Below are 23,082 nucleotides of genomic sequence, written 5' to 3'. Positions count from 1 at the left end.
TTTAAATTGCTGCGGATAAATGAATTTACTACTCTTGGCTATTGCGCCAGTAACTATTATAATTTTATATATTTACTTTAAAGATAAATATGAAAAAGAGCCTGTAGCAATTTTAGTAAAAACATTTTTATTAGGTGCAACTGTAAGTGTGACTCTAACATTTGCTATTGGCTATGCTGCTACTTTATTATTTCCAGAATTAAATTCTAAAGATATATTTCATCAGTTTTTAAAAGCTTTTGTAGTAGTTGCTTTAGTTGAAGAATTTTCTAAATATTTAATAGTAAGGTTTTATTCGCAAAAAAATAAAGAATTTAACGAACCCTTCGATGGAATTGTCTATGCAGTGATGGTTTCTATGGGGTTTGCAGCTTTAGAAAATGTAATATATACTTTTCAATATGGTGCTGGTACAGGTTTAATTAGAGCTTTTACGGCTGTTCCCGCACATGCAACTTTCGGAATTTTGATGGGATATTTTATGGGAAAAGCTAAGTTTTCTAAGAATAGAGTTCAATTGAATTTAATTGGTTTGTTATTAGCTACAATATTTCATGGAGCTTATGATTTTTTTCTATTCATAAATTTTATTCCGGGAATTTCAATTGGTGCTTTTATATCGCTAATAATAGGAATTGTTCTTTCTAGAAAAGCTATTAAAAAGCACCAAGATAATTCTGTTTTTAAATTGTAATTATTTCTTTAAAACTTCATCTATAATTTTTCCTGATGTTCCGTTTGGCGCTTCAATTTTAAGTAAATTAGAAATTGTAGGTGCAATATCTATAATATCATATTTCTTAGTAGATCTTCCTTTTTTAATTCCGTTACCATAAAATATAATTGGCACGTGTGTATCATAAGAGTAACCAGAACCGTGACTTGTACCTTTTCTACTGCTAATTAATGTTGCAGGATATGGAATCATTAAAACGTCTCCAGAAAATTTCTGATTGTAACCATTTTGCAAAGAGCTTAAAATACCGCTAGTAAAATTAGTTGTTTGTAATGTTCTAGCAGTTACAGCTTTGTATATTTTATCAAAATTTACAACTTCATCAGCAATTCTTTGTGCAACATCATTTTTATCTAAACCTAAAGATTCAATTTTATTTTTATCTAAAAAGATTTGATAATTAGAAACATTTTCTATCAATTCTTTAGAATTAAAATACTTTTGGGTAACACCTAATAAGAAGTCGCTAAAATCTTTAGTGCTCATATAATGTGCAGGTATTTTTAATGATTGAAGGTAAGATGGTACATGAACCGCTGCATGATCTGCAGTTAAAAATAAAGTGTAATTTCCTTTACCAACTTCAGTATCTAAAAAATTAAAAAAATCTTCTAAATCTTTATCAAGTCTTAAATATGTGTCTTCAGTTTCTACAGCAGCAACACCGTATCTATGACCAACATAATCTGTAGATGAAAAACTAACACTTAAAAAATCTGTAAATTCAGTAGTACCTAATTGTTCTCCTTTAATCACTGCTTTTGCAAAATCTACAGTATAAGTATTACCAGCAGGAATAGTTTTGATCAAGCTAAAATTCCCATTTTTTTCTCTTAATTCTTTTAAGTTTTTAGGAAAGTCTGGTTTTTCTTTTCCGTTTAAATTGTTTTCGTAAATATTATTATCGGCTCTACTTTGTGTATATGTTTCGATATCATATAAAGTTTCCCAAGTAGTATTTAAATAAGAATCTGCTTTGTTATTTTTATTAAAATCTTTTACCCAATTTGGTAATTCATCCATATAAAAAGAACTAGTTATCCATTGATTTTTATCGCCTCCATCGTACCAATATGCAGCATTAGCTGTATGCCCAACTGGTAAAATTGCAGATCTATCTTTAATAGAAATACCAATTGTTTTTCCTTGCATATTTTGTGCTAATTGTAACTGATCGGTTATTGTTGTAGTGTATAATCTATGTGGAGATTTTTTTCCTACATAACCATCATTTCCTACTGTTTTGTAGTTATCATCATCTACACAGTAGATTGTTTCTTTTAATTTTTTATCGTACCAATTGTTTGAAATTATACCGTGATTATCTGGTGTTGTACCTGTATATATAGATGTGTGTCCGACAGCAGTATATGTTGGTATATAATTAAAATGGGCATTTTCAAGAGAGAATCCGTTTTTTAAAATTCTATTAAACCCGCCTTCAGAATACCTGTCTGCATATCTTGTTAAATAATCATATCTCATTTGATCTATTACAATACCAATTACCAACTTTGGTTTTTTTGAGGTTTTTGTACTACTTTTAGTACAACTAGAGATTAAAATAATTGATGTTAATAGGTAGAAAATAGCTTTCTTCATTAGTTGAAAAATATTATAAATTTCATCAAAAGTAATTATTTTTTATTTTGAAGTTGTATAATTAACATTCAATTAATCATATTTTAATACTTTAGCCTAAAATTAGTTTAAATGACGTATTTAGAACATGTGGGTAAGTATTTTATGATGTTAAAGCGTGTTTTTAGAAAACCGCAGAAACGTCGTGTTTTTTATCAAGCATTAATGAAAGAAGTTGAAGATTTAGGTATTAAATCTTTAGGTATTATTATGTTTATCTCATTTTTTATTGGAGGAGTGATTGCATTACAAACTGCCTTAAATTTAGATAGCCCATTTATACCAGATTCTTTAATTGGTTTTGCCGCAAAAAGATCTATAATTTTAGAATTTGCACCTACATTTTGTTGTATTATTTTGGCAGGTAAAGTAGGTTCTTATATAACATCTAGTATTGGTACAATGCGAGTTACAGAGCAAATTGATGCTTTAGAAGTTATGGGAATTAATTCACTTAATTTTTTAGTATTACCAAAAATTATAGCGGCTCTTTTTTTCTATCCTTTTTTAATAACGTTAGCAATGGCTCTTGGTATTTTTGGAGGTTGGATTGCAGGTGTGCTTTCTGGTTTGTTTGCAGGTACAGATTACATAACAGGTATTCAAACAGATTTTAAACCATTTTTAATAGTTTATGCATTAATAAAAACGATAATCTTTTCTTTTTTAATAGCTACTGTGCCTTCATATCATGGTTATTATGTAAAAGGAGGATCGATTGCTGTAGGAAGAGCAAGTACACAAGCTGTAGTTTGGACAACCATTTTAATAGTTATTGCAAATTATTTTTTAACTCAAATGCTATTAACATAAAATATGATAGAAGTAAAAAATTTACATAAAGGATTTAATGGTACAGAGGTTTTAAAAGGGATTACAACAACTTTTTTACCTGGTAAAACAAATTTAATTATTGGACAAAGTGGTTCTGGTAAAACAGTATTTTTAAAATCTTTAATTGGATTGCATGTTCCTGAGAAAGGAACAGTTGCTTTTGACGGAAGATTAAACACAGAATTTACTCAAGAACAAAAAATGCAGTGGAGACAAGAAATAGGCATGGTTTTTCAGGGAAGTGCTTTGTTTGATTCTCAAACGGTAGAAGAAAACGTAATGTTTCCTTTAAAGATGTTTACTAAGAAATCTCAATCGGAAATGTTAGATCGTGTAAACACTGTTCTTAAAAGGGTAAATTTAGAAAACTCTAACAAAAAATTACCTGCAGAATTATCTGGAGGAATGCAAAAGAGAGTTGCAATTGCTAGAGCAATTGTTATGAACCCTAAATATTTGTTTTGTGATGAACCAAATTCTGGTTTAGATCCTCAAACTGCAATTGTAATTGATAATTTAATTCAAGAAATTACAGATGAATATAAAATTACGACAGTAATAAATACACATGATATGAATTCTGTAATAGAAATTGGAGAAAAAATTGTTTTTTTAAATAAAGGAGTAAAAGCTTGGGAAGGTTCTAGTGAAGATATATTTTCTACTGAAAATGAGTCGGTTGTAAGTTTTGTTTATTCTTCTAATTTATTAAAGAAAGTTAGGCAAGTTTATTTAGATGAAATAAAATAAAAAAAAACTTGTTTTATTTAAATTAAGGTGTATATTTGCACCCGCTAAGCGAAAAGAATGACCTGGTAGCTCAGTTGGTAGAGCATCTCCCTTTTAAGGAGAGGGTCCTGGGTTCGAGCCCCAGCCCGGTCACTTGATTGTAAAACTCCACACTTTGTGTGGAGTTTTTTTTTAACACTACTTCAACATAGTTTTGCTATTAAACTAGTATTTTTGTTTAAATAATTACAAGTAATGATAAACAAAATAATTTTAATCATTTATTTTAGCACTATGAATTTATCAAGCCAAATACTTTTCGACTTTAAAAAATCTGTAAACATTGAAGATTGGAAAATAGTAGATGACGTTGTAATGGGAGGGAAGTCTAATGGCAGTTTTATCTTAAATAATTCTGGTTATGGAGAATTTTATGGAAAAATCTCTTTAGAAAATAATGGCGGATTTTCATCATTAAGAAATAAAAATATAAACTTAAAAACTATTGGCTATACAGAGGTAGTTATAAAGGTAAAAGGAGATGGTAAAAAGTATCAATTTAGATTAAAAGATAATTTAGATAATGCTCATTCCTACATATCGCCTTTTACAACCTCCGGAGAGTGGCAAACTATCAGAATAAAGCTTTCAGAAATGTATCCTGCCTTTAGAGGAAGAAAATTATCAATCGCAAATTTTTCTGCTAACAGTATTGCTGAAATTGCATTTCTAATAGGTAATAAAAAACAAGAAACTTTTAAATTAGAGATAGATAAAATTTATCTACAATAGTATATATTTTAAGAATCAAATCACTTTTTTTGTATCTTTCCAAAGTTATAAATTAATATAAATGGAAGAAGATCTTAAAAACCCTACACCTAATGCTGCAGAAAATTCTAAACAAAATGTTCAGAAAGATGCAAAAGGTTTGCTAGAAAGTGTAAAAAAGTTTTTAATAGAACTTTTCGACTTTAGAGATGATACAGATCACGAAGCAACTATAGAAGCTATAAAAGCAGATATACCATTTAAAGGTGCTACAGCTTGGATTTTACTTTTTGCCGTTTTTGTGGCCTCTATCGGTTTAAATGCAAACTCCACAGCAGTGGTAATTGGTGCCATGTTAATATCGCCATTAATGGGGCCAATATTAGGTTTAGGTATGTCTTTTGCATTAAATGACATCAATACTTTTAAAAAGTCTTTGATGAACTTAGGAACCATGATTGGTTTAAGTTTATTTGCTTCGTTCTTGTTCTTTTACTTTTTTCCTTTAAGTGAAGATAATTCAGAATTATTAGGAAGAGTTAGTCCAGATATTCGAGATGTTTTAATTGCCTTTTTTGGTGGATTAGCCTTAATGGTTGCAAGAACAAAAAAAGGTACTATAGCTTCTGTTATTTTTGGTGTTGCAATTGCAACAGCATTAATGCCGCCTTTATGTACAGCTGGTTATGGTTTAGCTAAAGGTAAGTTTTCTTACTTTTTTGGTGCTATGTATTTATTTACTATAAATACTATTTTTATTGCATTGGCAACATTTTTGGTATTAAAGTTATTACGTTTTCCTATGCATAAATATGCAAATGCGGCTAAACGTAAAAGATACTCTACCATTGCAACGGTAGTTGGTATTGCTGTAATGATCCCTGCTATATTTACTTTTATAACCGTTTTTAAAGAAAACCAAGTAAAAACACAGGTTAATAATTTTATCAAAAACGAAGTTAAAACTGTAAAGTCTTTTCAATTAATTGATGATTCTTACAGTTATGAAAATAAAATTATTAATCTTAATTTCTTTAATGAAGTAAGTGATGGCGAAGAAAATATTTTAAATAATCAATTAGCAAATAACGTTAGCTACGATAAAATAAAGGATTTTAAAATAATTATTAAAGGTAGCGATACCAAAAGTTTTGAGTTGATTACAACAGCTTATAAAGAGAAAAGAGAAGAGCTTAAGGAAAGTAAAAATATTATTGCAGGTTTACAAAAACAAATAGCAGATTTAGAGGAAACCATATCTAGTTTAAATAACAGAATAGAACAAGATGCTTTAAATAAAAATCAAAAAGTAGTAGCTTTTAGTAGAATAGCAAAAGATGCTAAAATAAGATATGTAGATATCGAAGAAATTGGTTTTGCAAGTGTTTTGTCTTCTAAAGATTTTATTAAGATTGATACAATTCCGGTTGCAACAATTAAATGGAATCTAAAGATACCAGATAGTATTATAACACCTAAAGAAAGGGAATTAAGAAATTGGTTACAAAAAGAAATGAATTTAGATACTTTATTTATCAAAAGAGATTAACTAAAAAAGCTCCTTAAAAAAGGAGTTTTTTTTATATCATTATAAATCTTTGTAAAGTTTTACTTCTACATTTTGATTAAATAAATAGACTTTTTTATTAGACATATTTAAGCATTCGTAACGAGTTCTTCTTTTATTACCGCGTTTGTAAATAGTATTTTTAAAAATAAAGAGTTCGTTTAAAGGAATGTCAAAAATAAAATGTTTACCATTTTCTGCAACATTTCCTCTTAAAGCTAGAGATAAATTTACATCAGAATCTGTGCTTGCTTTCGGATTTTTTAAATAATTGGCTAAATGAGGTAAAATTTCATTCGGATAAATATTTGGATTTAAAAAAGGCAACATCAAATGCTGAAAAATAGCTTTCCATTCTTTACCATGTGCTTGAACTCTTCCAAATTTTTGATGCGTAACATGATGTGCTATTTCATGCACCAAAGTCAATAGAAATTGATATTTATTTAAATTATTATTTACAGTTATTTGAAATTTACCATTTGGTAAACTTCTAAAATCGCCATGTTTTGTGGCTCTTTGGTTTACAATTTTTAATGTGAAATTATGTTCATTAATTAAAAATTCTAAAAAAGGAATTGCTTTTTGGGGTATGTAATTTTTATATTCTGTATCCAAAATTGAAATGAAATTACGGAGTTGTAGAAGATACCTGTAAAACTTTACCGTTATAAAATTTATTACCTGTTAAAGCAAAGTTATACATATAATCAGCCATTTCTGTAGCTGTTAAAGGTGCTTGATAATCAGGAAAAGCTTCTGCTAACATTTCTGTTTGAACGGCTCCTAAAGCCAAAACATTAAAAGCTATTTGTTGTTCTTTATATTCTTCTGCTAACAATTCTGATAAGGTAATAACAGCTCCTTTGGCAGATGAATATGCAGCCAATCCTGCAAATTTCATGCTTCCTTGAATTCCGCCCATAGAACTAACAGTAACTACATGACTTCCTTTTTTTAAATAAGGAATCATAATTTTTGTGATTTCTGCAACTGCAAATACATTTACTTTATAAACATCTAGAAAGTCGTTAGAAGAAAGCTCTGTAAAAGGTTTATTTACAAGTTTACCAGCATTGTTTATTAAAATATCTACACTTTGCCAATTGTTCTCTACAAATTCAGAAACTTTTTTTAAATCATTAGAGTTCGATAAGTCAACAGAAATTACTGTAATATTTTTATGGTTATAGGTTAACAAAGGTTTTGTATTTCTAGACAAAGCCAAAACATTATGACCATTTTCTGCAAATTGTTTGGCAAGTTCAAAACCAATTCCTCTACTTGTACCTGTAATAACTACGTTTTTCATTATTTAAGTTTAAAGCAAGCAAATTAGGTATTTTTTCATACATTTAAAGATAAAATTTATACAAATGAAGAAATTACTTTTACTTTTTACAACACTTTTTATGTTACAAAACGTTAATGCACAAACAACATATATTTTATGCGGAAAATTATTAGATACAAAATCTGGTGTAATTTCTTCTAAAAAAACAATTGTTGTAAAAGGAGATAAAGTTTCTAAAATTTTAGATGGTTATGTAGCACCAAAAAGTTCAACTGCAAATGTTATAGATTTAAAAAATAAAGTGGTTTTACCAGGTTTAATTGATTTTCATGTTCATATAGAGCAAGAATTTAATAGAAATACAAGGCTGAATAATTATATTTTAAACGAGGCAGATGTTGCATTTAATTCTGTAGGTTTTGCAAAAACAACCTTATTGAATGGCTTTACATCTGTAAGAGATTTAGGCGGAACAGGTGTAAATATTTCTATAAAAAATGCTATAAATTCTGGTAAAATTATGGGACCAAGAGTTTTTACAGCGGGTAAATCTTTGGCAACTACTGGTGGTCATGCAGATCCTACAAACGGAAGTAGTAGAAAACTAATTGGAAATCCTGGACCAAAAGAAGGTGTTGTAAATTCTGTTGATGATGCAAAAAAAGCTGTAAGACAGCGTTATAAAAACGGAGCAGATTGTATAAAAATAACAGCAACAGGTGGTGTTTTAAGTGTTGCAAAATCAGGCGATAATCCGCAGTTTACAATAGAAGAGATTAAAGCTATTTGTGAAACGGCTAAAGATTATGGAATGCATGTTGCTGCGCACGCGCACGGAGATGAAGGCATGAAAAGAGCAATAATAGGAGGTGTTAAAACCATAGAACACGGAACTTATATGAGTGAAGGGACAATGGAGTTAATGAAAAAACACGATGCATATTTAGTGCCAACAATTACTGCAGGCAAAGAAGTAGAAGAGAAAGCTAAAATTGAAGGTTTTTATCCAGAAATAGTTGTTCCTAAAGCTTTAGCAGTTGGTCCACAGATTCAAGGAACTTTTGCAAAAGCGTATAAAAAAGGTGTTGGAATTGCTTTTGGTACAGATGCGGGTGTTTTTAAGCATGGTAATAATGGTAAAGAATTTGGTTTTATGGTTGAGGCCGGTATGCCAGCTATAGAAGCAATACAATCTGCAACAATTACAAATGCGATGTTATTAAAGATGTCAGATGAAATTGGACAAATTAAAAAAGGATTTTATGCAGATATTATAGCTGTAGATGAAGATCCAACAAAAAACATTAACACAATGGAAAATGTAGTTTTTGTGATGAAAAACGGTGTTGTTTACAAGGAAAAATAGCTCTTTAAAAGCGTAACAAAAAAAATAGGAAAGCCAAGTGCTTTAGAATGAGTAATAGTTTTTGTATTATTGGTAAAATTAATTTTCGAAGTAATCTATTTGTTTTCGGTATTCCGTTATTAATGTTTCTATTATTGGTGACAATTACAAAAAGATCTAATCTTGTTTCAGAAATTTGAGTATTTGTACTTATAGATTTGCTAATAACAGTTCCTTTTGTCTATTATTTATTAATTAGGAGTAAAGACATTTCTAATAAAACAATAATTATTTTTGCTTTGCTAGGTTTTTTTATTGCGTGCTCTATTCTTCCAAAAGAAAATCTAAAAATTTATGCATTGCCCTCTGTTGAGGTTTTAGTTGTTTTTTTTGTGATAATAAAAAGTAGGAGTGAACTAGAGAAAGTAAAAGAAAACAAAAATAATTCTTTAGATTTTTATTAGATAGTTCAAAGAATTTGTACGAAAATAATGCCTCAAATTATAGGAAATATTCTAGCTGCTGAAATTTCTGTTATTTATTACGGTCTTTTTAATTGGAGGAAGAGAAAGTTAAAAGAAAATGAGTTTTCTTATCATAAAGAAAGTACAGCTAATAGTGTAATTCTGGGGTTTCTATTGGTTATTGCTGTAGAAGCGTTTGTAACACATTCTATGATAAAAGTGGGTAATAGCAATGGGACATTTATTTTAACGACCTTAAGTATATATACCTTTTTACAAGTATTGGCGCTTATAAAATCTTTATCGAGAAGACCTGTTTTTATAGACTTAAAAAAGAAACAAGTAGTTTTAAAATTCGGCATTTTAGCAAGTGCAATTATTCCTTTTGAAACAATTAAAGATATAGAGGTTTCTGCGAAAGAGTTTTCAGAAAAATCTCCAATAAAGTACTTTTCGCCGTTAGGAAGCTCAGCAGGACATAATGTAATTATTTATTTGAATAAAAATATTAAGTTCGAAAGCTTTTATGGTTTTAATAAGAAAGCAACCTCTTTGGCTGTTTTTATAGATGCTAAAAACGATTTTGTAAATTTAATTAAAAAAGAAATGATTAATCATTAAAAATAATATGCTGATAAGCGCCAATATCAGGATTTGAAGTTCTGTCTACACCTAAGATATCAATATTAAAAGGAGTAGATAAAGCTTTATTTATAGCGTCACTATTCTCTCCAATTATAAAATTACTTTTCTGAGTATCTTTAAAATTAGCATTTCCGTTTAAAATAATATCACTGTAATTTGTGTTGTTGTTAAAGTCTAATTCTGTAATGCCTTCAAAAGAATTATTGGTATCATTAAAACGAATCATACAATTTTTGATGGCATAATTAAATAAACTCCCATTATTTAAATTATCTAAAACAAACTCTATATTATTATTGCCTTCAAAAATACAATTGGTAAAATTTGCAGCTTTTAAATCTCTAGTTTCTGCAATTTCTTCTCCACTTTCATTTGTATAGGTAAAAAAGTTATTTACTAACACGGCTGGTAATTGTCTTATTCCATTGTTCCAATAATTTGCGAAAGTACTGTGGGTAAAATTATAAGTTCCTCCAATTGTAGCGGCCAAAGAGGCTTGACCTGCAGAACCAATTACAACATTATTTCCTTCAATATTTGTTTCTCTAGCTAAAATTCCGAAGTTAGAGTTGTTGTAAATTTCGGTATTTTCTAACTTTAAAGTTGGCGATGTACTGCTGCCTATACTGTCAATTAAAATTCCTATGATACCATTTTTTATAATTGTGTTTTTTATTTCGTTTTCTGTACTTCCGGCTCGCATCCAAAGAGTTCCCCATTGTCCAGGAATTTCACTAAAACTATTTTCTAGTCTATCACCTGCAAAAATAACTTTTTCATTAAGAGTTCCGTTTACTTTTAAGGTAGCTTTATTATCTACAATTAAACCCGAATTATCATGAAAATGAACTCTTGCACCAGCTTCAATAATAAGTGTTTTATTTGCAGGTACCGCAGCATAACCATAAATTACAGTTGGTTTTGTTTTATTAAAAATAAGTTCATCATCATTTAAAAAACGCCCTTTAATTGTAGTTGGTTCTCCGTCTAAAGTTAAACTATCAATTTTCATAGAAATAGCATCTTTACTCGGATAAATAAAGTTTGCATCTTCAATCAAAGTAACCAAATCTACGTTTTGTTCTTTATCTCCGTTATCAAATAAAATTCTGTCTGTATACAATGGATTTGTTTCTGCCGAAACATCTACTGTAGTTTCTATAAATACATAGATACTATCTTTAGCAAGTATATCTATATTGTTAAATGTTTTACCAGCAATACCATCTACGTTTAGTCTATAATTAGAACTGTTTCCTTTTTCTAAAGTAATATAAGGAATGGTGATTGCATTATTACTTCTATTATATACTTTTAAATTATAAGTTGCAGAACCAATATTTGTAAAAACAGTGTCTAAAAAAACGGTGTCTTTAGAAAATTCTAAAGCTCCAAAACTTTCTATTGTAGAGAAATCTTTTCTGCAAGAACTTACAGAAATTAAAGCAATACAAATAATGAAAGAAATAAAATAACGCATAAATTAATGTTTTGTAAGTATAAGTTCTTGTATACGTAAAAGTAATATAATTATTGCTTAACCAATTCTATTTCAAATAATTTGCCCCAATATTTACCGGTAACAAACAATCTGTTATTTTCTGCATCGTATGCAATACCATTTAAAACCTCATCGTTTTCAACTAATTTCTGAGTTTTAGACATCACTTTTTCTAAACCTCTTAAGTCGCCTAAACCTTCTACAATACCAGTTTCTGCATTAATAATTGCAATCGTGTTTTTTTGATACTTATTAGCGTAAATTTTACCATTAACTAACTCTAATTCGTTTAAATAATTTACAGAACGATCATTAGTGTATGCTTGTATAAAACGTTTTTCTTTAAGTGTGTTTGGGTCTAGAAACCAAATTTTATCAGAACCATCAGATTTTATAAGTTCTTTATCGCTGTGCGTTAAACCCCAACCTTCTTTACTTTTATTGTAAGCAAATTCCTTTTCTAATTCAAAAGTTTCTAAATCGTAAACAAAACCTTTGTTACTTTCCCAGGTAAGCCAAATTATTTTGTCATCCACAATTGTCATTCCTTCACCAAAATATTTGTTGTCTAAATCTATTTTTTGTAGAACTTTACCTGTTTTTATATCTACTTTTCTAAGAGTAGATTCACCTCTACGACCCGTAGTTTCATATAAGTAACCCTTATAAAATTCTAGCCCTTGTGTGTAAGCTTTTGTGTCGTGCGGATATTCATTAATAATTTTAAATTTATAGATGGCAGGTTTTGTATTGGCAAAAACTTCAATAAATCCATTCGTTTTTTTAGTTTTACCATCAAAAAAAGCAAGTGCATTTACAGCATGTTTACCTACACCCAAATCTTTAGTATTTATAGTAGCAGTATTACCGTTACTTTCTACTTGTTTACCGTTTACGTAAAATTGTACTTTTTCAATTTCTTTGCTGTCTTTTTCTGTTAGTTTTAAGGTAACAGATTCATTTAAAACAGATTTATTTGGTTTTTCTAGAATAAATTTATAATCATTAGAACAAGATATTGTTAAAAATAACGTTGTTAAAAGTGTTACTAAAGTAGAAAATTTCTTCATTATTTATATAGATTTCAATATATTAGAACGTAAATATTCAAAAAAATCACCATAAAAAACAACTTTTATGTCTTAAAAGAAGCATAAAAAAGAACTTTATTAAAATAAAAACAATTTATTTATTTGTAAATTAAAAAATAAGCTTAAATTTGCATCCTCAAAATAGTTAATAACAGCTATTTAGAATTTTGAGTAAAACTTTACCAACTTTACTCTTACAAACATAACATTAAAGTATTAAATATATTAAAAATGAAAAAAGGAATTCATCCAGAAAATTATAGACTGATTGCTTTTAAAGACATGTCTAACGGAGACGTATTTTTAACGCGTTCTACTGCAGATACAAAAGAAACTTTAGACGTTGATGGTGTAGAGTATCCTTTAGTAAAATTAGAGATTTCTAGAACTTCTCATCCATTTTACACTGGTAAATCTAAACTTATTGATGCTGCAGGACGTATTGACAAGTTCAAAAACAAATATGCAAAATTTAAGAAATAATTTTCTTAAGTTTTTAAAACATATAAAAAGCTCTAACATTAATTTGTTAGAGTTTTTTTTTGGGCGTTACCTTACAGGTCGGGCTTTACTTTTCAATCTTTTTATTCATTCTTCATAAAAAGGATTTCCAATTCAATCCCTAACGCAAACTATTTGCCAAAGCAAGTACAATTTTCGTGCTAATTTCATTATTTTTAAACCTTTTTAAAATATACTTTATATAATGAGAAATACCATACTTGCAATATTATTTGCAATCACAATTTTAGCTGGAGTTTTAGTTTATTTTATTCCTCAAATAGGCACAATAATATTACTATCAATATCTGGTTTACTTAGTTTAATTGCTATTTATGATAGTTTACAAACCAAACACTCGTTATTAAGAGCATTTCCGTTAGTAGCACGTTTGCGTTGGTTTTTCGAAGAAGAAAGAGATAAAATTCAGCAATATTTTATAGAAGACAATTTAAACGGAACTCCTATAAATAGAGAAAAAAGAAGTATTGTTTATCAAAGATCTAAATTAGAAAAAGAAACGATTCCTTTTGGTACACAACATAATGTATATAAAAAAGGATATGAGTTTGTAAAACATTCACTTTTTCCTACTGCACACCACGATATAATTGGCGATAAAATTACTTTTGGTTCAGATAAGTGTACTCAAAAATATAAAAGTTCTATCATAAATATTTCTGCAATGTCTTTTGGTTCGCTTAGTAAAAATGCAGTTATGGCGTTAAATCAAGGAGCAAAAATGGGCGATTTTGCACATAATACTGGCGAAGGTGGAATTTCTCCTTATCATTTACAAGGTGGTGATTTAATTTTTCAAGTAGGAACCGGTTATTTTGGTGCAGGAAAATCTATAAATGGCAAACGTGTTTTTGATGATGAAATTTTCAGAAAAAATGCTGTTAGACCAGAAGTTAAAATGATTGAAATTAAGTTTTCACAAGGTGCAAAACCAGGTCATGGCGGAATTTTACCAGCTAAAAAAAATACACAAGAAATTGCAGAAATTAGATCTGTAACTCCGGGTACTCAAGTAGATTCTCCTCCAGGTCATTCGGCATTTTCTAACTATGATGAGTTAATTCAGTTTATTCAAAAAGTAAGAGAGTTAGCCAATGGTAAACCTGTCGGAATTAAATTATGTGTTGGTAATAACCAAGAAATATCAGAAATGATTACTGCATTTGCAACGCATAATAATTACCCAGATTTTATTTCTGTTGATGGTGGAGAAGGAGGTACAGGTTCTGCTCCTCTAGAATTTACAAATTACATTGGTACGCCTCTAATAGAAGGTTTGGTTTTTATCAATAAACAATTATTAAAACACAACTTAAAAAATCAAATTAAAATAATTGCAAGTGGTAAAGCCGTAGATGCTTTCGATGTGGTAAAATATCTAGCTTTAGGTGCAGATGCTGTTGGTATGGCAAGAAGTTTTATGTTAAGTTTAGGTTGCATTCAAGCAAGAGAATGTAATTTAGATACTTGCCCAGTTGGTGTTGCAACCCAAGATGAAGATTTGGTTAAAGCTCTTGTTGTAGAGAAGAAAAATGTTCGAGTAAAAAATTATCATTCAAAAACAGTAGTAGCAATTAAAGAAATTATTGCAGCTTTAGGTTTGCATTCTATTTCCGAATTAGCACCAAACCATATTTTTAGAAGAATAAAAGATGAAGAGGTGGTTAGTTTAGAAGAAGTTTATTACAACTAAAAATAGTTTTATGAATTTGTATGATGTTATTATTGTTGGCGGAGGTCCAATAGGAATTGCTTGTGGTTTAGAAGCTAAAAAGAAAGGATTAAAATATTTAATTATAGAAAAAGGTCCAATTGTAAACTCTCTATACAATTATCCTGTAAATATGCAGTTTTTTTCTTCTTCAGAAAAATTAGAAATAGACAATATTCCATTTATAAGTAAAGAAGCCAAACCAAGAAGAAACGAAGCTTTGGAGTACTATCGAAGAATTGTAACTTCAAATAAATTAAAATTACATTTATTTGAAACGGTAAATTCTATAGATAAAAATGAAAAGGAGTTTACAGTAAACACTTCAAAAAATACATACAAAGCATCTAATATTATAATTGCAACTGGTTTTTACGATTTGCCAAATACAATGGATGTTGAAGGTGAAAATCTACCTAAGGTTTCCCATTATTATAACGATCCTCATTTTTATGCAGGTCAGAAATTAGCTGTAATTGGTGCAAGTAATTCTTCTGTTGATGCTGCATTAGAATGTTACAGAAAAGGTGCTGAGGTAACTTTAATAGTAAGAGGAGAAGAAATTGGGCAACGTGTAAAGTACTGGGTAAGACCAGATATTATTAATAGAATTAAAGAAGGAAGTATAAACGTTTTTTACAATACAACAGTGAAAGAAATTACAGATAAAAATGTAATTGTAAATACTAAAAATGGTATTAAAACAATAGAAAATGATTTTGTATTAGCCTTAACTGGTTATAAACCAAATTTTAAATTTTTAGAACATGTAGGTGTTCAATTTTCTAAAGACGATAAGAAAATACCCGTATATAATGATGAAACTATGGAAACAAATGTAAAAGGTGTTTATTTAGCTGGAGTAATTTGTGGAGGTTTAGAAACTCATAAGTGGTTTATAGAAAATTCTAGAATTCATGCAAAAATGATTGTAGAGGATATTGTCCAATAAAAAATTTATCAAATAAAAAACCACCTAAATTTTAGGTGGTTTTTTTGTATAATTATTTAATCAATTATTACATGTAATCTTCAATAGGATTACAAGAACAAATTAAATTTCTATCGCCATAGGCATCATCAACCCTTCTTACAGTTGGCCAAAACTTATTTTCGGCAATGTAGTCTAAAGGAAATGCAGCTTGCTTTCTAGTGTAAGGTAACTCCCATTCATCCGAAGTAAGCATTTCTTGTGTATGAGGAGCATTTTTTAAAGGATTATTTAAATCTTCTTTCGATGCATTTTTAATTTCTTCTCTAATAGAAATCATTGCATCACAAAATCGATCTAATTCTGCTAAACTTTCAGATTCTGTAGGTTCAATCATCATTGTTCCTCCTACAGGAAAAGAAACTGTTGGTGCATGAAAACCATAATCCATTAAACGTTTTGCAATGTCTACAACTTCGATACCTTTTTGTTTAAAATCTCTACAATCAATAATCATTTCGTGTGCTGCACGACCTTTTTCTCCGGTATATAAAGTTGGATAATGTTCTTCTAAACGCTCTTTAATGTAGTTTGCGTTTAAGATTGCATTTTTAGTAGAATTCGTCAATCCGTCTGCACCTAACATTGTTATATATCCGTAAGAAATTAAACAAGCTAAAGCAGAACCCCAAGGAGCGGCAGAAATTGCAGTAATTGCGTTTTCGCCACCAGTTTTAATTATTGGATTTGTTGGTAAAAACGGAACTAGTTGTGGAGCAACACAAATTGGTCCTACACCAGGACCACCACCACCATGAGGAATGGCAAAAGTTTTATGCAAGTTAAGATGACAAACATCTGCACCAATTGTAGCAGGATTTGTTAGGCCAACTTGAGCATTCATATTTGCTCCGTCCATGTAAACTTGTCCACCGTTATCGTGAATAATTTTGGTAATTTCTTTAATTTCCTTTTCGTAAACACCATGAGTAGAAGGGTATGTTACCATTAAAGCAGCTAAGTTATCTTTATGTAGCGTTGCTTTTTCTCTTAAATCTTCTACATCGATATTACCGTTTTCTGCTGTTTTAGTTACAACAACCTTCATACCAGCCATTACTGCAGAAGCAGGATTTGTACCGTGTGCAGAAGCAGGAATTAAACAAATATTTCTATGAGAATCATTATTTGCTTGATGATAAGCTCTAATAGTCATTAAACCAGCAAATTCACCTTGTGCACCAGAGTTTGGCTGTAAAGATGTACCCGCAAAACCTGTAATAATATTTAATTGATGTTCTAAATTTTTTAAAACTTCTTGATAACCTTCTGCCTGATTTAAAGGTACAAATGGATGAATATTTCCCCATTGAGGATTACTTAAAGGCAACATTTCTGATGCAGCATTTAATTTCATTGTACAAGAACCTAAAGAAATCATAGAGTGATTTAAAGCTAAATCTTTACGCTCTAATTTCTTTATGTAGCGCATCATATCTGTTTCCGATTGATACGTGTTAAAAACTTCATTGTCTAAGAAAGTAGTATTTCTTAATAAAGATTCGTTTAAAATAGTTGTTGTTTCTGGTAATGCTTGTGGTTTTAAATTAAAAGCCTCTTCAAAACAAGAAATTATTTCTTTTAAAGCAGCCTTATCTACAGTTTCATTTATAGAGATAGAAACATGGTTTTGATCAACATAATTAAAGTTTATCTCTTTAGATTCTGCTACGGTTTTTAATTTATCTGCTTCAACTTCAATTAAAAGAGTATCAAAATAAGATTTATTAAGTTGTTTAAAACCTAAGTTTTCTAAAGCATTTGCTAATAGATTTGCATGTTGATGTACATTGTTAGCAATATACTCTAAACCGTTTTTACCATGATAAACAGCATACATACCAGCCATTACAGCTAATAATACTTGTGCTGTACAAATATTAGAAGTTGCTCTTTCTCTTTTTATATGTTGTTCTCTGGTTTGTAATGCCATTCTTAAGGCACGCTTACCATTCATGTCTTTAGTAACCCCAATTATTCTACCAGGAATACTTCTTTTGTAAGCTTCTTTTGTAGCAAAATAAGCTGCATGAGGACCACCATAACCTAACGGAATACCGAAACGTTGTGTAGTACCAACAACTACAGATGCACCAAAATCTCCAGGAGCTTTTAATTTAACTAATGATAAAATATCAGCAGCAACTGCTATTTTAATGTCGTTATTATTCGCTTTTTCAACAAAAGATTCATAATCAAATATTTGACCGAATTTACCAGGATATTGCAATATTGCTCCGAAAAAATCATCATCAAAATTAAACTCTTCATGGTTTCCAACAACTAATTCTATACCAATTGGTGTAGCTCTAGTTTCTAAAAGAGAAAGTGTTTGTGGTAAAATTTCATCAGAAACAAAAAACTTATTTGCTTTTGCTTTTTTCTTAGCTCTTTCTCTTACATCGAACAACAAAGCCATTGCTTCTGCAGCAGCCGTAGATTCGTCTAATAAAGAAGCATTTGCAAGCTCCATACCTGTTAAATCACAAACCATTGTTTGGTAATTTAGCAAAGCTTCTAATCTACCTTGAGCAATTTCTGCTTGGTATGGTGTGTAAGCTGTATACCAACCCGGATTTTCTAATATGTTTCTTTGAATAACACTTGGTACAATTGCTTCGTTATAACCTAAACCAATATAACTTTTAAACACTTTATTTTTTTCTGATAAAGCTTTTATATGTGCTAAGTATTTATACTCGCTCATAGATTCTTCTAAATCTAGTTTGTTTTTTAAAAGAATGTTGTCTGGCACAGTTTCATTAATTAACTGTTCTAAACTATCTGCATTAATAGCTTTTAACATTTTTTCTTGTTCCTTTTTATTAGGACCAATATGTCTAAGTTGAAACGAATTTGTATTCATTAATTAAGTTTTGTGAACGATTGATTTCAATCGATTTAGTGTTGTTTTTTTGATGTCTAAAAATCGTATTTTTTGACCGCTCAAAAATAAGGATTTAATAAATTATTTTCTAACCGAAAACGTATAAAATGATGTTAATTATTAACTAAAAATTAATGTTATGAACAGAAACGTTATTTTTGTTTAATGAAGTTTTTAAAAATATTTTTAAATTTTTACCTAAATGCCAGTATTCATGTGGCTTTGGCAGTTTTTTCGCTTGTAAAAATTACTCAACAATATTTTGAACTTTCTTTAGATCAAAACCTATCAATATTTATATTTTTTAGCACAATAACAGGGTATAATTTTGTGAAATATGCAGGTGTTGCTAAATTGCATCATAGAAGTTTAACAAATAACTTAAAGGTAATTCAGGTTTTTTCTTTTTTTTGTTTTTTAGCAATGTGTTTTTATGCTTTTAAACTCCAAAAAGAAACAATGTTATTCACTTTGCCTTTTCTTCTTTTAACTTTTTTATATGCAGTGCCTTTTCTAAGTGGTTTCGATAAAACTTTAAGAGAAGTTAGTTATTTGAAAATTATAGTTGTAGCTATTGTTTGGGCTGGTTTTACGGTTTTAATTCCATGTGCAGAAGCTGGTGTTCAATTTAATTTTAAACTATTTTTAGTAATGCTACAGCGTTTCTTAATTGTGATAGTTTTAATACTTCCTTTTGATATTAGAGATGTAAAATATGATGCAATTTCTTTGCAAACAATTCCAAAAAAAATAGGAGTTGAAAAAACAAAAAGGGTAGGTTTAACCCTTATGATTCTTGCTTTGATTCTAGAATATGCTATAAATGTAAACGGTATTTCTAAAAACGCCTTTATGATTTTCTTTTTTCTAGTTATCATTTTATTAATGCGATCTAAAATCAATCAATCTAAATACTACAGTTCATTTTGGGTAGAATCACTACCTATAATTTGGTGGTTATTTCTTTTAGGATTCCGTAATTTATAACAACATTTACAAGGTTTTTTATCAACTTTAATATTATTGATGTTAATTATAATAGATATCATAAAACTTTAGTTCGGCTTTCTATTAAGCCACTATATTTGTAGATTTACAGAGAATAAATCAATCAAGATTTTTATAATGATCACTACAAAAAGAAACTATATTTTCGATTTTGACAGCACACTTACTAAAGTGGAAGCTTTAGATGTTTTAGCCGAAATAACATTAACCGATAATCCTAAAAAAGAAGCTATAATTCAAGAAATTATAGATATTACAAATTTAGGTATTGATGGCGAAATTTCTTTTACAGAATCTTTAGAAAGAAGAATTAAGTTATTAAAAGCAAATAAAGCAGATTTAAGTAACTTAGTAGTCGCATTAAAAAAGCAAGTTTCTAAATCTATAGAAAGCAATAAAGAATTTTTTGAGAATTTTGCAGACGATATTTATGTAATTTCCTGCGGATTTAAAGAATTTATAGATCCTATTGTTAAAGAATACAATATTCCTTCTGAACGCGTGTATGCAAATACATTTACGTTTGCAGAAGACGGAGAAATAATTGGTTTTGACGCTGATAATCCGTTATCAAAACATAACGGAAAAATTGAGTGTTTAAAAGACATGAATTTAGACGGAGAAATACAAGTGATTGGTGATGGTTATAGCGATTATGTAACTAGAGAAGCAGGTATTGCTGATAAGTTTTTTGCTTATACAGAAAATGTTTCTAGAGAAAAAACAACAGAAAACGCAGACCATATTGCCCCAAATTTAGATGAATTTTTATACGTAAACGATTTGCCAAGAAATATAAGTTACCCAAAAAATAGAATTAAAATATTATTATTAGAAAACGTACATCCAGATGCTTTTAAGAAGTTATCTAAAGATGGGTTTTCTGTAGAAACTGTATCTAAAAGTTTGTCTGAAGATGAATTGATAGAAAAAATTAAAGATGTACATGTTTTAGGTATTCGTTCTAAAACAAATGTTACACAAAAAGTTGTAGATGCAGCAGAAAAATTAATGGTTGTGAGTGCTTTTTGTATCGGTACAAAACAAATCGATTTAGATGCGTGTAAAGAAAAAGGTATTGTTGTTTTTAACGCACCTTACAGTAATACACGTTCTGTTGTAGAATTAGCAATTGGAGAAATTATTATGTTAATGCGTAGTGTTTTTCAAAGAAGTACAGAAATTCATAATGGGCAATGGAACAAAACAGCAGAAGGGTCTAAAGAAGTTCGTGGTAAAAAATTAGGTATTGTTGGTTACGGTAATATTGGTAAGCAATTATCTGTTTTAGCAGAAGCTTTAGGTATGGATGTTTATTATTATGATGTTGAAGATAAACTAGCTTTAGGAAACGCAACAAAAATGAGCACTTTAGAAGAGTTGTTAGCAATTTCTGATGTTGTTACTTTACATGTTGATGACAATGCGGCAAATAAAAATTTCTTTGGCGAAAAAGAAATTTCTCAAATGAAAGATGGTGCTCATTTGGTAAACTTATCTAGAGGTTTTGTTGTAGATATAGAAGCTTTAGTTGCTGCTTTAAAAAGCGGTAAAATTGCAGGAACAGCAGTTGATGTTTATCCGTCTGAACCAAGAAAAAACGGAGAATTTTATACTGAATTAAAAGGATTGCCAAATGTTATTTTGACTCCGCATGTTGGTGGAAGTACAGAAGAGGCGCAAAGAGATATTGCAGATTTTGTACCAAGTAAAATAATGGCATACATCAATTCTGGTAATACTGTTGATGCAGTAAACTTTCCTAACATTCGTTTACCAAGACAAACAAACGCACACAGGTTTTTACATATTCATAAAAATGTACCTGGTGTAATGGCTAAAATTAATAAGGTTTTAGCAGAGTACGAATTAAACATTAACGGTCAATATTTATCTACAGATCCTAAAGTAGGTTATGTAATTACAGATTTAGATAAAGAATACAATAAAGAAGTTATAGACGAGTTAAGAAAAATTGAAGGAACAATTAGATTTAGAGTTCTGTATTAACAATCAAAATCACAATCAACACAACAAAAAAGCCTTTCAATATTTTATTGAAAGGCTTTTAATTTTTTTAGACGATTTCTTAGAATTTAAATTCTTCTTTAAGATTGATAATCTCTTTATCTTTTATACCTAAATAGCGTTTGCTACCTAAATACCTGTTTTTATTAAATGCATCAAAATGTGGTTGTAAAGAATCCATAGAACTTATATGTACGTTGCCAGATGCATGTATAAATTCTTGCTTATTATTACCCAACCAAATACCAACATGTACAACTCTTCTTTTTTTAGTTTCTGTAGCTTCAGTTCCAAAAAAGAGTAAATCGCCTTTTTCTAAATTCTCAAAATTTAGTTTTTCGTCAACTTGTTTACCTGCATTAATTTGTTGTGAAGCATCTCTAGGAATTACAAAACCATTCATTAAATACACCATTTTTGTAAAACCACTGCAATCAATTCCTTTAGAAGAAGTTCCTCCCCATAAATAAGGAAAACCTTCTAGTTTTTTTGCAACTTTTTCTACATTTTCTTTTGATGGTTGCAGATTTTTTAACCAATTTTCATAAACAACAGCCTCACTTTTTTTAACAAAACCAGTTCTATTGTCAGGATATTTAACTTCATAAAAACTGGCATCTTCAGAAAGATATTTTAAAAGTCCGCCCAAAGTAATATCAGAAACTATTGTAGAATTTTGTTGTTTTGAATTGTAAACATATCCAAAATTCTTTGTAAAAATTATTTTTTTAGAAGCATTCCAAGTATCGAATTCACCTTTATTCATTTTCTGTATTCCGCCTTTATCAACCCAAGAAATGTAATTATCTGGAGTTTGAATTCTATAGAAATCGCCAGCTTTATCTAAAATTTTTAAAGACATACCTAACAAACCTTGCGTGCCTAACTCTGCAGAATGTTTTGGTGCAGATCTAATATTTATTACAGAATTTCTTGCTACAGCAAACATTTTATTTCCAACAACCGTGTCTGGTAAAACTCTAATATTATTAATGTAAGAAACATCTAAAGACTGTAAACTATCAACTAATTTTTGATACGCTTCTTTAGAATTTGTTATCCCTGTAGCAATTATTTTATCATCAGAATTATCAAAATTAATATCAAAAATTGCAACTCTTTTATCTGGTGCATATTGTTCTTTTATACTTTTACTAACACCCTCTAAACCTGTTATAAGAATACCGTTATTGCTACAAGATATGTATATTAAAAGCGAAAATATAATAGCTAATTTTTGAAATTTCATTGTTTAATTTTTCTAATTATATAAAAAATAAAGGTAGTAATTTATTCAGATTAATTTAATTCTAAATT

19 protein-coding genes and 1 tRNA gene are annotated in these 23,082 nt (G+C 29.2%); 13 read left to right on the top strand and 7 right to left on the bottom strand.

The genetic code is table 11. The annotated features are described in order from the left end of the window. Nucleotides 1-19: 19 nt before the first annotated feature. Entirely contained in the window at nt 20-694 is a 675-nt protein-coding gene (locus B5464_RS02315; RefSeq protein WP_079737035.1) for a PrsW family intramembrane metalloprotease, read from the top strand. Here B5464_RS02315 and pafA read toward each other — a convergent pair whose 3' ends face one another. After that, nucleotides 695-2,338, bottom strand: a complete 1,644-nt coding sequence (gene pafA, locus B5464_RS02310; RefSeq protein ID WP_079737034.1) for an alkaline phosphatase PafA — start codon at nt 2,336-2,338, stop codon at nt 695-697. A 111-nt stretch (nt 2,339-2,449) separates the two neighbouring features. Here pafA and B5464_RS02305 point away from each other — a divergent pair, with 111 nt between their 5' ends. The 5 genes from B5464_RS02305 (at nt 2,450) to B5464_RS02285 (ending at nt 6,260) form a co-directional block, all read left to right on the top strand. Beyond that, entirely contained in the window at nt 2,450-3,190 is a 741-nt protein-coding gene (locus B5464_RS02305; RefSeq protein WP_077809807.1) for an ABC transporter permease, read from the top strand. A 3-nt stretch (nt 3,191-3,193) separates the two neighbouring features. Beyond that, on the top strand, nt 3,194-3,961 hold the full coding sequence (locus tag B5464_RS02300) for an ABC transporter ATP-binding protein (RefSeq protein ID WP_077809806.1): 768 nt from the start codon (nt 3,194-3,196) through the stop codon (nt 3,959-3,961). Nucleotides 3,962-4,020: 59 nt separating this feature from the next. Beyond that, nucleotides 4,021-4,093 (top strand) — tRNA-Lys (locus tag B5464_RS02295). Nucleotides 4,094-4,234: 141 nt separating this feature from the next. Next, nucleotides 4,235-4,732, top strand: coding sequence for a CIA30 family protein (locus B5464_RS02290; protein ID WP_079737033.1), 498 nt, complete (start codon nt 4,235-4,237; stop codon nt 4,730-4,732). Nucleotides 4,733-4,793: 61 nt separating this feature from the next. Continuing rightward, nucleotides 4,794-6,260 (top strand): DUF389 domain-containing protein, encoded by a 1,467-nt coding sequence (locus tag B5464_RS02285; RefSeq protein WP_079737032.1) that lies wholly within the window; start codon nt 4,794-4,796, stop codon nt 6,258-6,260. Between the two features lie 39 nt (nt 6,261-6,299). Here B5464_RS02285 and B5464_RS02280 read toward each other — a convergent pair whose 3' ends face one another. Next, nucleotides 6,300-6,896, bottom strand: coding sequence for a SprT-like domain-containing protein (locus B5464_RS02280; protein ID WP_079737031.1), 597 nt, complete (start codon nt 6,894-6,896; stop codon nt 6,300-6,302). 13 nt (nt 6,897-6,909) lie between these two features. Further along, nucleotides 6,910-7,590: an SDR family oxidoreductase gene (locus B5464_RS02275; protein ID WP_079737030.1), complete on the bottom strand. Its 681-nt coding sequence runs from the start codon at nt 7,588-7,590 to the stop codon at nt 6,910-6,912. Nucleotides 7,591-7,654: 64 nt separating this feature from the next. Here B5464_RS02275 and B5464_RS02270 point away from each other — a divergent pair, with 64 nt between their 5' ends. Then, on the top strand, nt 7,655-8,938 hold the full coding sequence (locus B5464_RS02270) for an amidohydrolase family protein (protein ID WP_079737029.1): 1,284 nt from the start codon (nt 7,655-7,657) through the stop codon (nt 8,936-8,938). Between the two features lie 470 nt (nt 8,939-9,408). Next, entirely contained in the window at nt 9,409-10,002 is a 594-nt protein-coding gene (locus B5464_RS02260) for a hypothetical protein (RefSeq protein WP_079737027.1), read from the top strand. Here the strand turns inward: B5464_RS02260 and B5464_RS02255 are convergent. Next, a complete protein-coding gene (locus B5464_RS02255) occupies nt 9,992-11,506 on the bottom strand; it encodes a hypothetical protein (protein WP_079737026.1) in 1,515 nt (504 codons plus the stop codon). The two genes, B5464_RS02260 and B5464_RS02255, sit on opposite strands and share 11 nt — an antisense overlap. Nucleotides 11,507-11,556: 50 nt before the next feature. Continuing rightward, entirely contained in the window at nt 11,557-12,597 is a 1,041-nt protein-coding gene (locus B5464_RS02250) for a glutaminyl-peptide cyclotransferase (protein WP_079737025.1), read from the bottom strand. A 252-nt stretch (nt 12,598-12,849) separates the two neighbouring features. Between B5464_RS02250 and B5464_RS02245 the strand changes: the two genes are divergently transcribed. The 3 genes from B5464_RS02245 to B5464_RS02235 all read left to right on the top strand — a co-directional run bounded on the left by B5464_RS02245 (nt 12,850) and on the right by B5464_RS02235 (nt 15,803). Beyond that, complete coding sequence (locus tag B5464_RS02245) at nt 12,850-13,101, top strand: type B 50S ribosomal protein L31 (protein WP_077809799.1); 252 nt, start codon at nt 12,850-12,852, stop codon at nt 13,099-13,101. Nucleotides 13,102-13,324: 223 nt separating this feature from the next. Beyond that, nucleotides 13,325-14,833 carry an FMN-binding glutamate synthase family protein gene (locus B5464_RS02240; RefSeq protein WP_079737024.1) on the top strand — a complete coding sequence of 503 codons (1,509 nt, stop codon included), beginning with the start codon at nt 13,325-13,327 and terminating at the stop codon, nt 14,831-14,833. Nucleotides 14,834-14,843: 10 nt separating this feature from the next. After that, nucleotides 14,844-15,803, top strand: a complete 960-nt coding sequence (locus B5464_RS02235) for a YpdA family putative bacillithiol disulfide reductase (RefSeq protein WP_079737023.1) — start codon at nt 14,844-14,846, stop codon at nt 15,801-15,803. A 67-nt stretch (nt 15,804-15,870) separates the two neighbouring features. Here the strand turns inward: B5464_RS02235 and gcvP are convergent, their stop codons facing one another. Beyond that, nucleotides 15,871-18,708, bottom strand: coding sequence for an aminomethyl-transferring glycine dehydrogenase (gene gcvP / locus B5464_RS02230; protein WP_079737022.1), 2,838 nt, complete (start codon nt 18,706-18,708; stop codon nt 15,871-15,873). Between the two features lie 186 nt (nt 18,709-18,894). On the opposite strand from gcvP, the gene B5464_RS02225 reads away from it, so the two are divergent. Together B5464_RS02225 and serA are read left to right on the top strand one after the other, a co-directional pair. Then, entirely contained in the window at nt 18,895-19,716 is an 822-nt protein-coding gene (locus tag B5464_RS02225) for a UbiA family prenyltransferase (RefSeq protein WP_079737021.1), read from the top strand. A gap of 138 nt (nt 19,717-19,854) precedes the next feature. After that, a complete protein-coding gene (gene serA, locus B5464_RS02220; protein WP_079737020.1) occupies nt 19,855-21,747 on the top strand; it encodes a phosphoglycerate dehydrogenase in 1,893 nt (630 codons plus the stop codon). Nucleotides 21,748-21,826: 79 nt separating this feature from the next. Here serA and B5464_RS02215 read toward each other — a convergent pair whose 3' ends face one another. After that, nucleotides 21,827-23,014, bottom strand: a complete 1,188-nt coding sequence (locus B5464_RS02215) for an SH3 domain-containing C40 family peptidase (RefSeq protein ID WP_079737019.1) — start codon at nt 23,012-23,014, stop codon at nt 21,827-21,829. Nucleotides 23,015-23,082 lie beyond the last annotated feature (68 nt).

The sequence above is a fragment of the Polaribacter sp. KT 15 genome, assembly GCF_900143115.1.
GTDB lineage: Bacteria > Bacteroidota > Bacteroidia > Flavobacteriales > Flavobacteriaceae > Polaribacter > Polaribacter marinaquae.
The sequence above is the reverse complement of the archived record's forward strand: the minus strand, read 5'-3'. Positions and strand labels throughout refer to the sequence as shown.

Coding starts and splice junctions, on each gene's coding strand:
- B5464_RS02255 (WP_079737026.1), bottom strand. CDS start 11,506: ATGCGTTATTTTATTTCTTTCATTATTTGTATTGCTTTAATTTCTGTA.
- B5464_RS02240 (WP_079737024.1), top strand. CDS start 13,325: ATGAGAAATACCATACTTGCAATATTATTTGCAATCACAATTTTAGCT.
- B5464_RS02315 (WP_079737035.1), top strand. CDS start 20: ATGAATTTACTACTCTTGGCTATTGCGCCAGTAACTATTATAATTTTA.
- B5464_RS02285 (WP_079737032.1), top strand. CDS start 4,794: ATGGAAGAAGATCTTAAAAACCCTACACCTAATGCTGCAGAAAATTCT.
- B5464_RS02250 (WP_079737025.1), bottom strand. CDS start 12,597: ATGAAGAAATTTTCTACTTTAGTAACACTTTTAACAACGTTATTTTTA.
- serA (WP_079737020.1), top strand. CDS start 19,855: ATGATCACTACAAAAAGAAACTATATTTTCGATTTTGACAGCACACTT.
- B5464_RS02275 (WP_079737030.1), bottom strand. CDS start 7,590: ATGAAAAACGTAGTTATTACAGGTACAAGTAGAGGAATTGGTTTTGAA.
- B5464_RS02225 (WP_079737021.1), top strand. CDS start 18,895: ATGAAGTTTTTAAAAATATTTTTAAATTTTTACCTAAATGCCAGTATT.
- B5464_RS02300 (WP_077809806.1), top strand. CDS start 3,194: ATGATAGAAGTAAAAAATTTACATAAAGGATTTAATGGTACAGAGGTT.
- B5464_RS02245 (WP_077809799.1), top strand. CDS start 12,850: ATGAAAAAAGGAATTCATCCAGAAAATTATAGACTGATTGCTTTTAAA.
- B5464_RS02305 (WP_077809807.1), top strand. CDS start 2,450: ATGACGTATTTAGAACATGTGGGTAAGTATTTTATGATGTTAAAGCGT.
- pafA (WP_079737034.1), bottom strand. CDS start 2,338: ATGAAGAAAGCTATTTTCTACCTATTAACATCAATTATTTTAATCTCT.
- B5464_RS02215 (WP_079737019.1), bottom strand. CDS start 23,014: ATGAAATTTCAAAAATTAGCTATTATATTTTCGCTTTTAATATACATA.
- B5464_RS02290 (WP_079737033.1), top strand. CDS start 4,235: ATGAATTTATCAAGCCAAATACTTTTCGACTTTAAAAAATCTGTAAAC.
- B5464_RS02270 (WP_079737029.1), top strand. CDS start 7,655: ATGAAGAAATTACTTTTACTTTTTACAACACTTTTTATGTTACAAAAC.
- B5464_RS02235 (WP_079737023.1), top strand. CDS start 14,844: ATGAATTTGTATGATGTTATTATTGTTGGCGGAGGTCCAATAGGAATT.
- B5464_RS02260 (WP_079737027.1), top strand. CDS start 9,409: ATGCCTCAAATTATAGGAAATATTCTAGCTGCTGAAATTTCTGTTATT.
- gcvP (WP_079737022.1), bottom strand. CDS start 18,708: ATGAATACAAATTCGTTTCAACTTAGACATATTGGTCCTAATAAAAAG.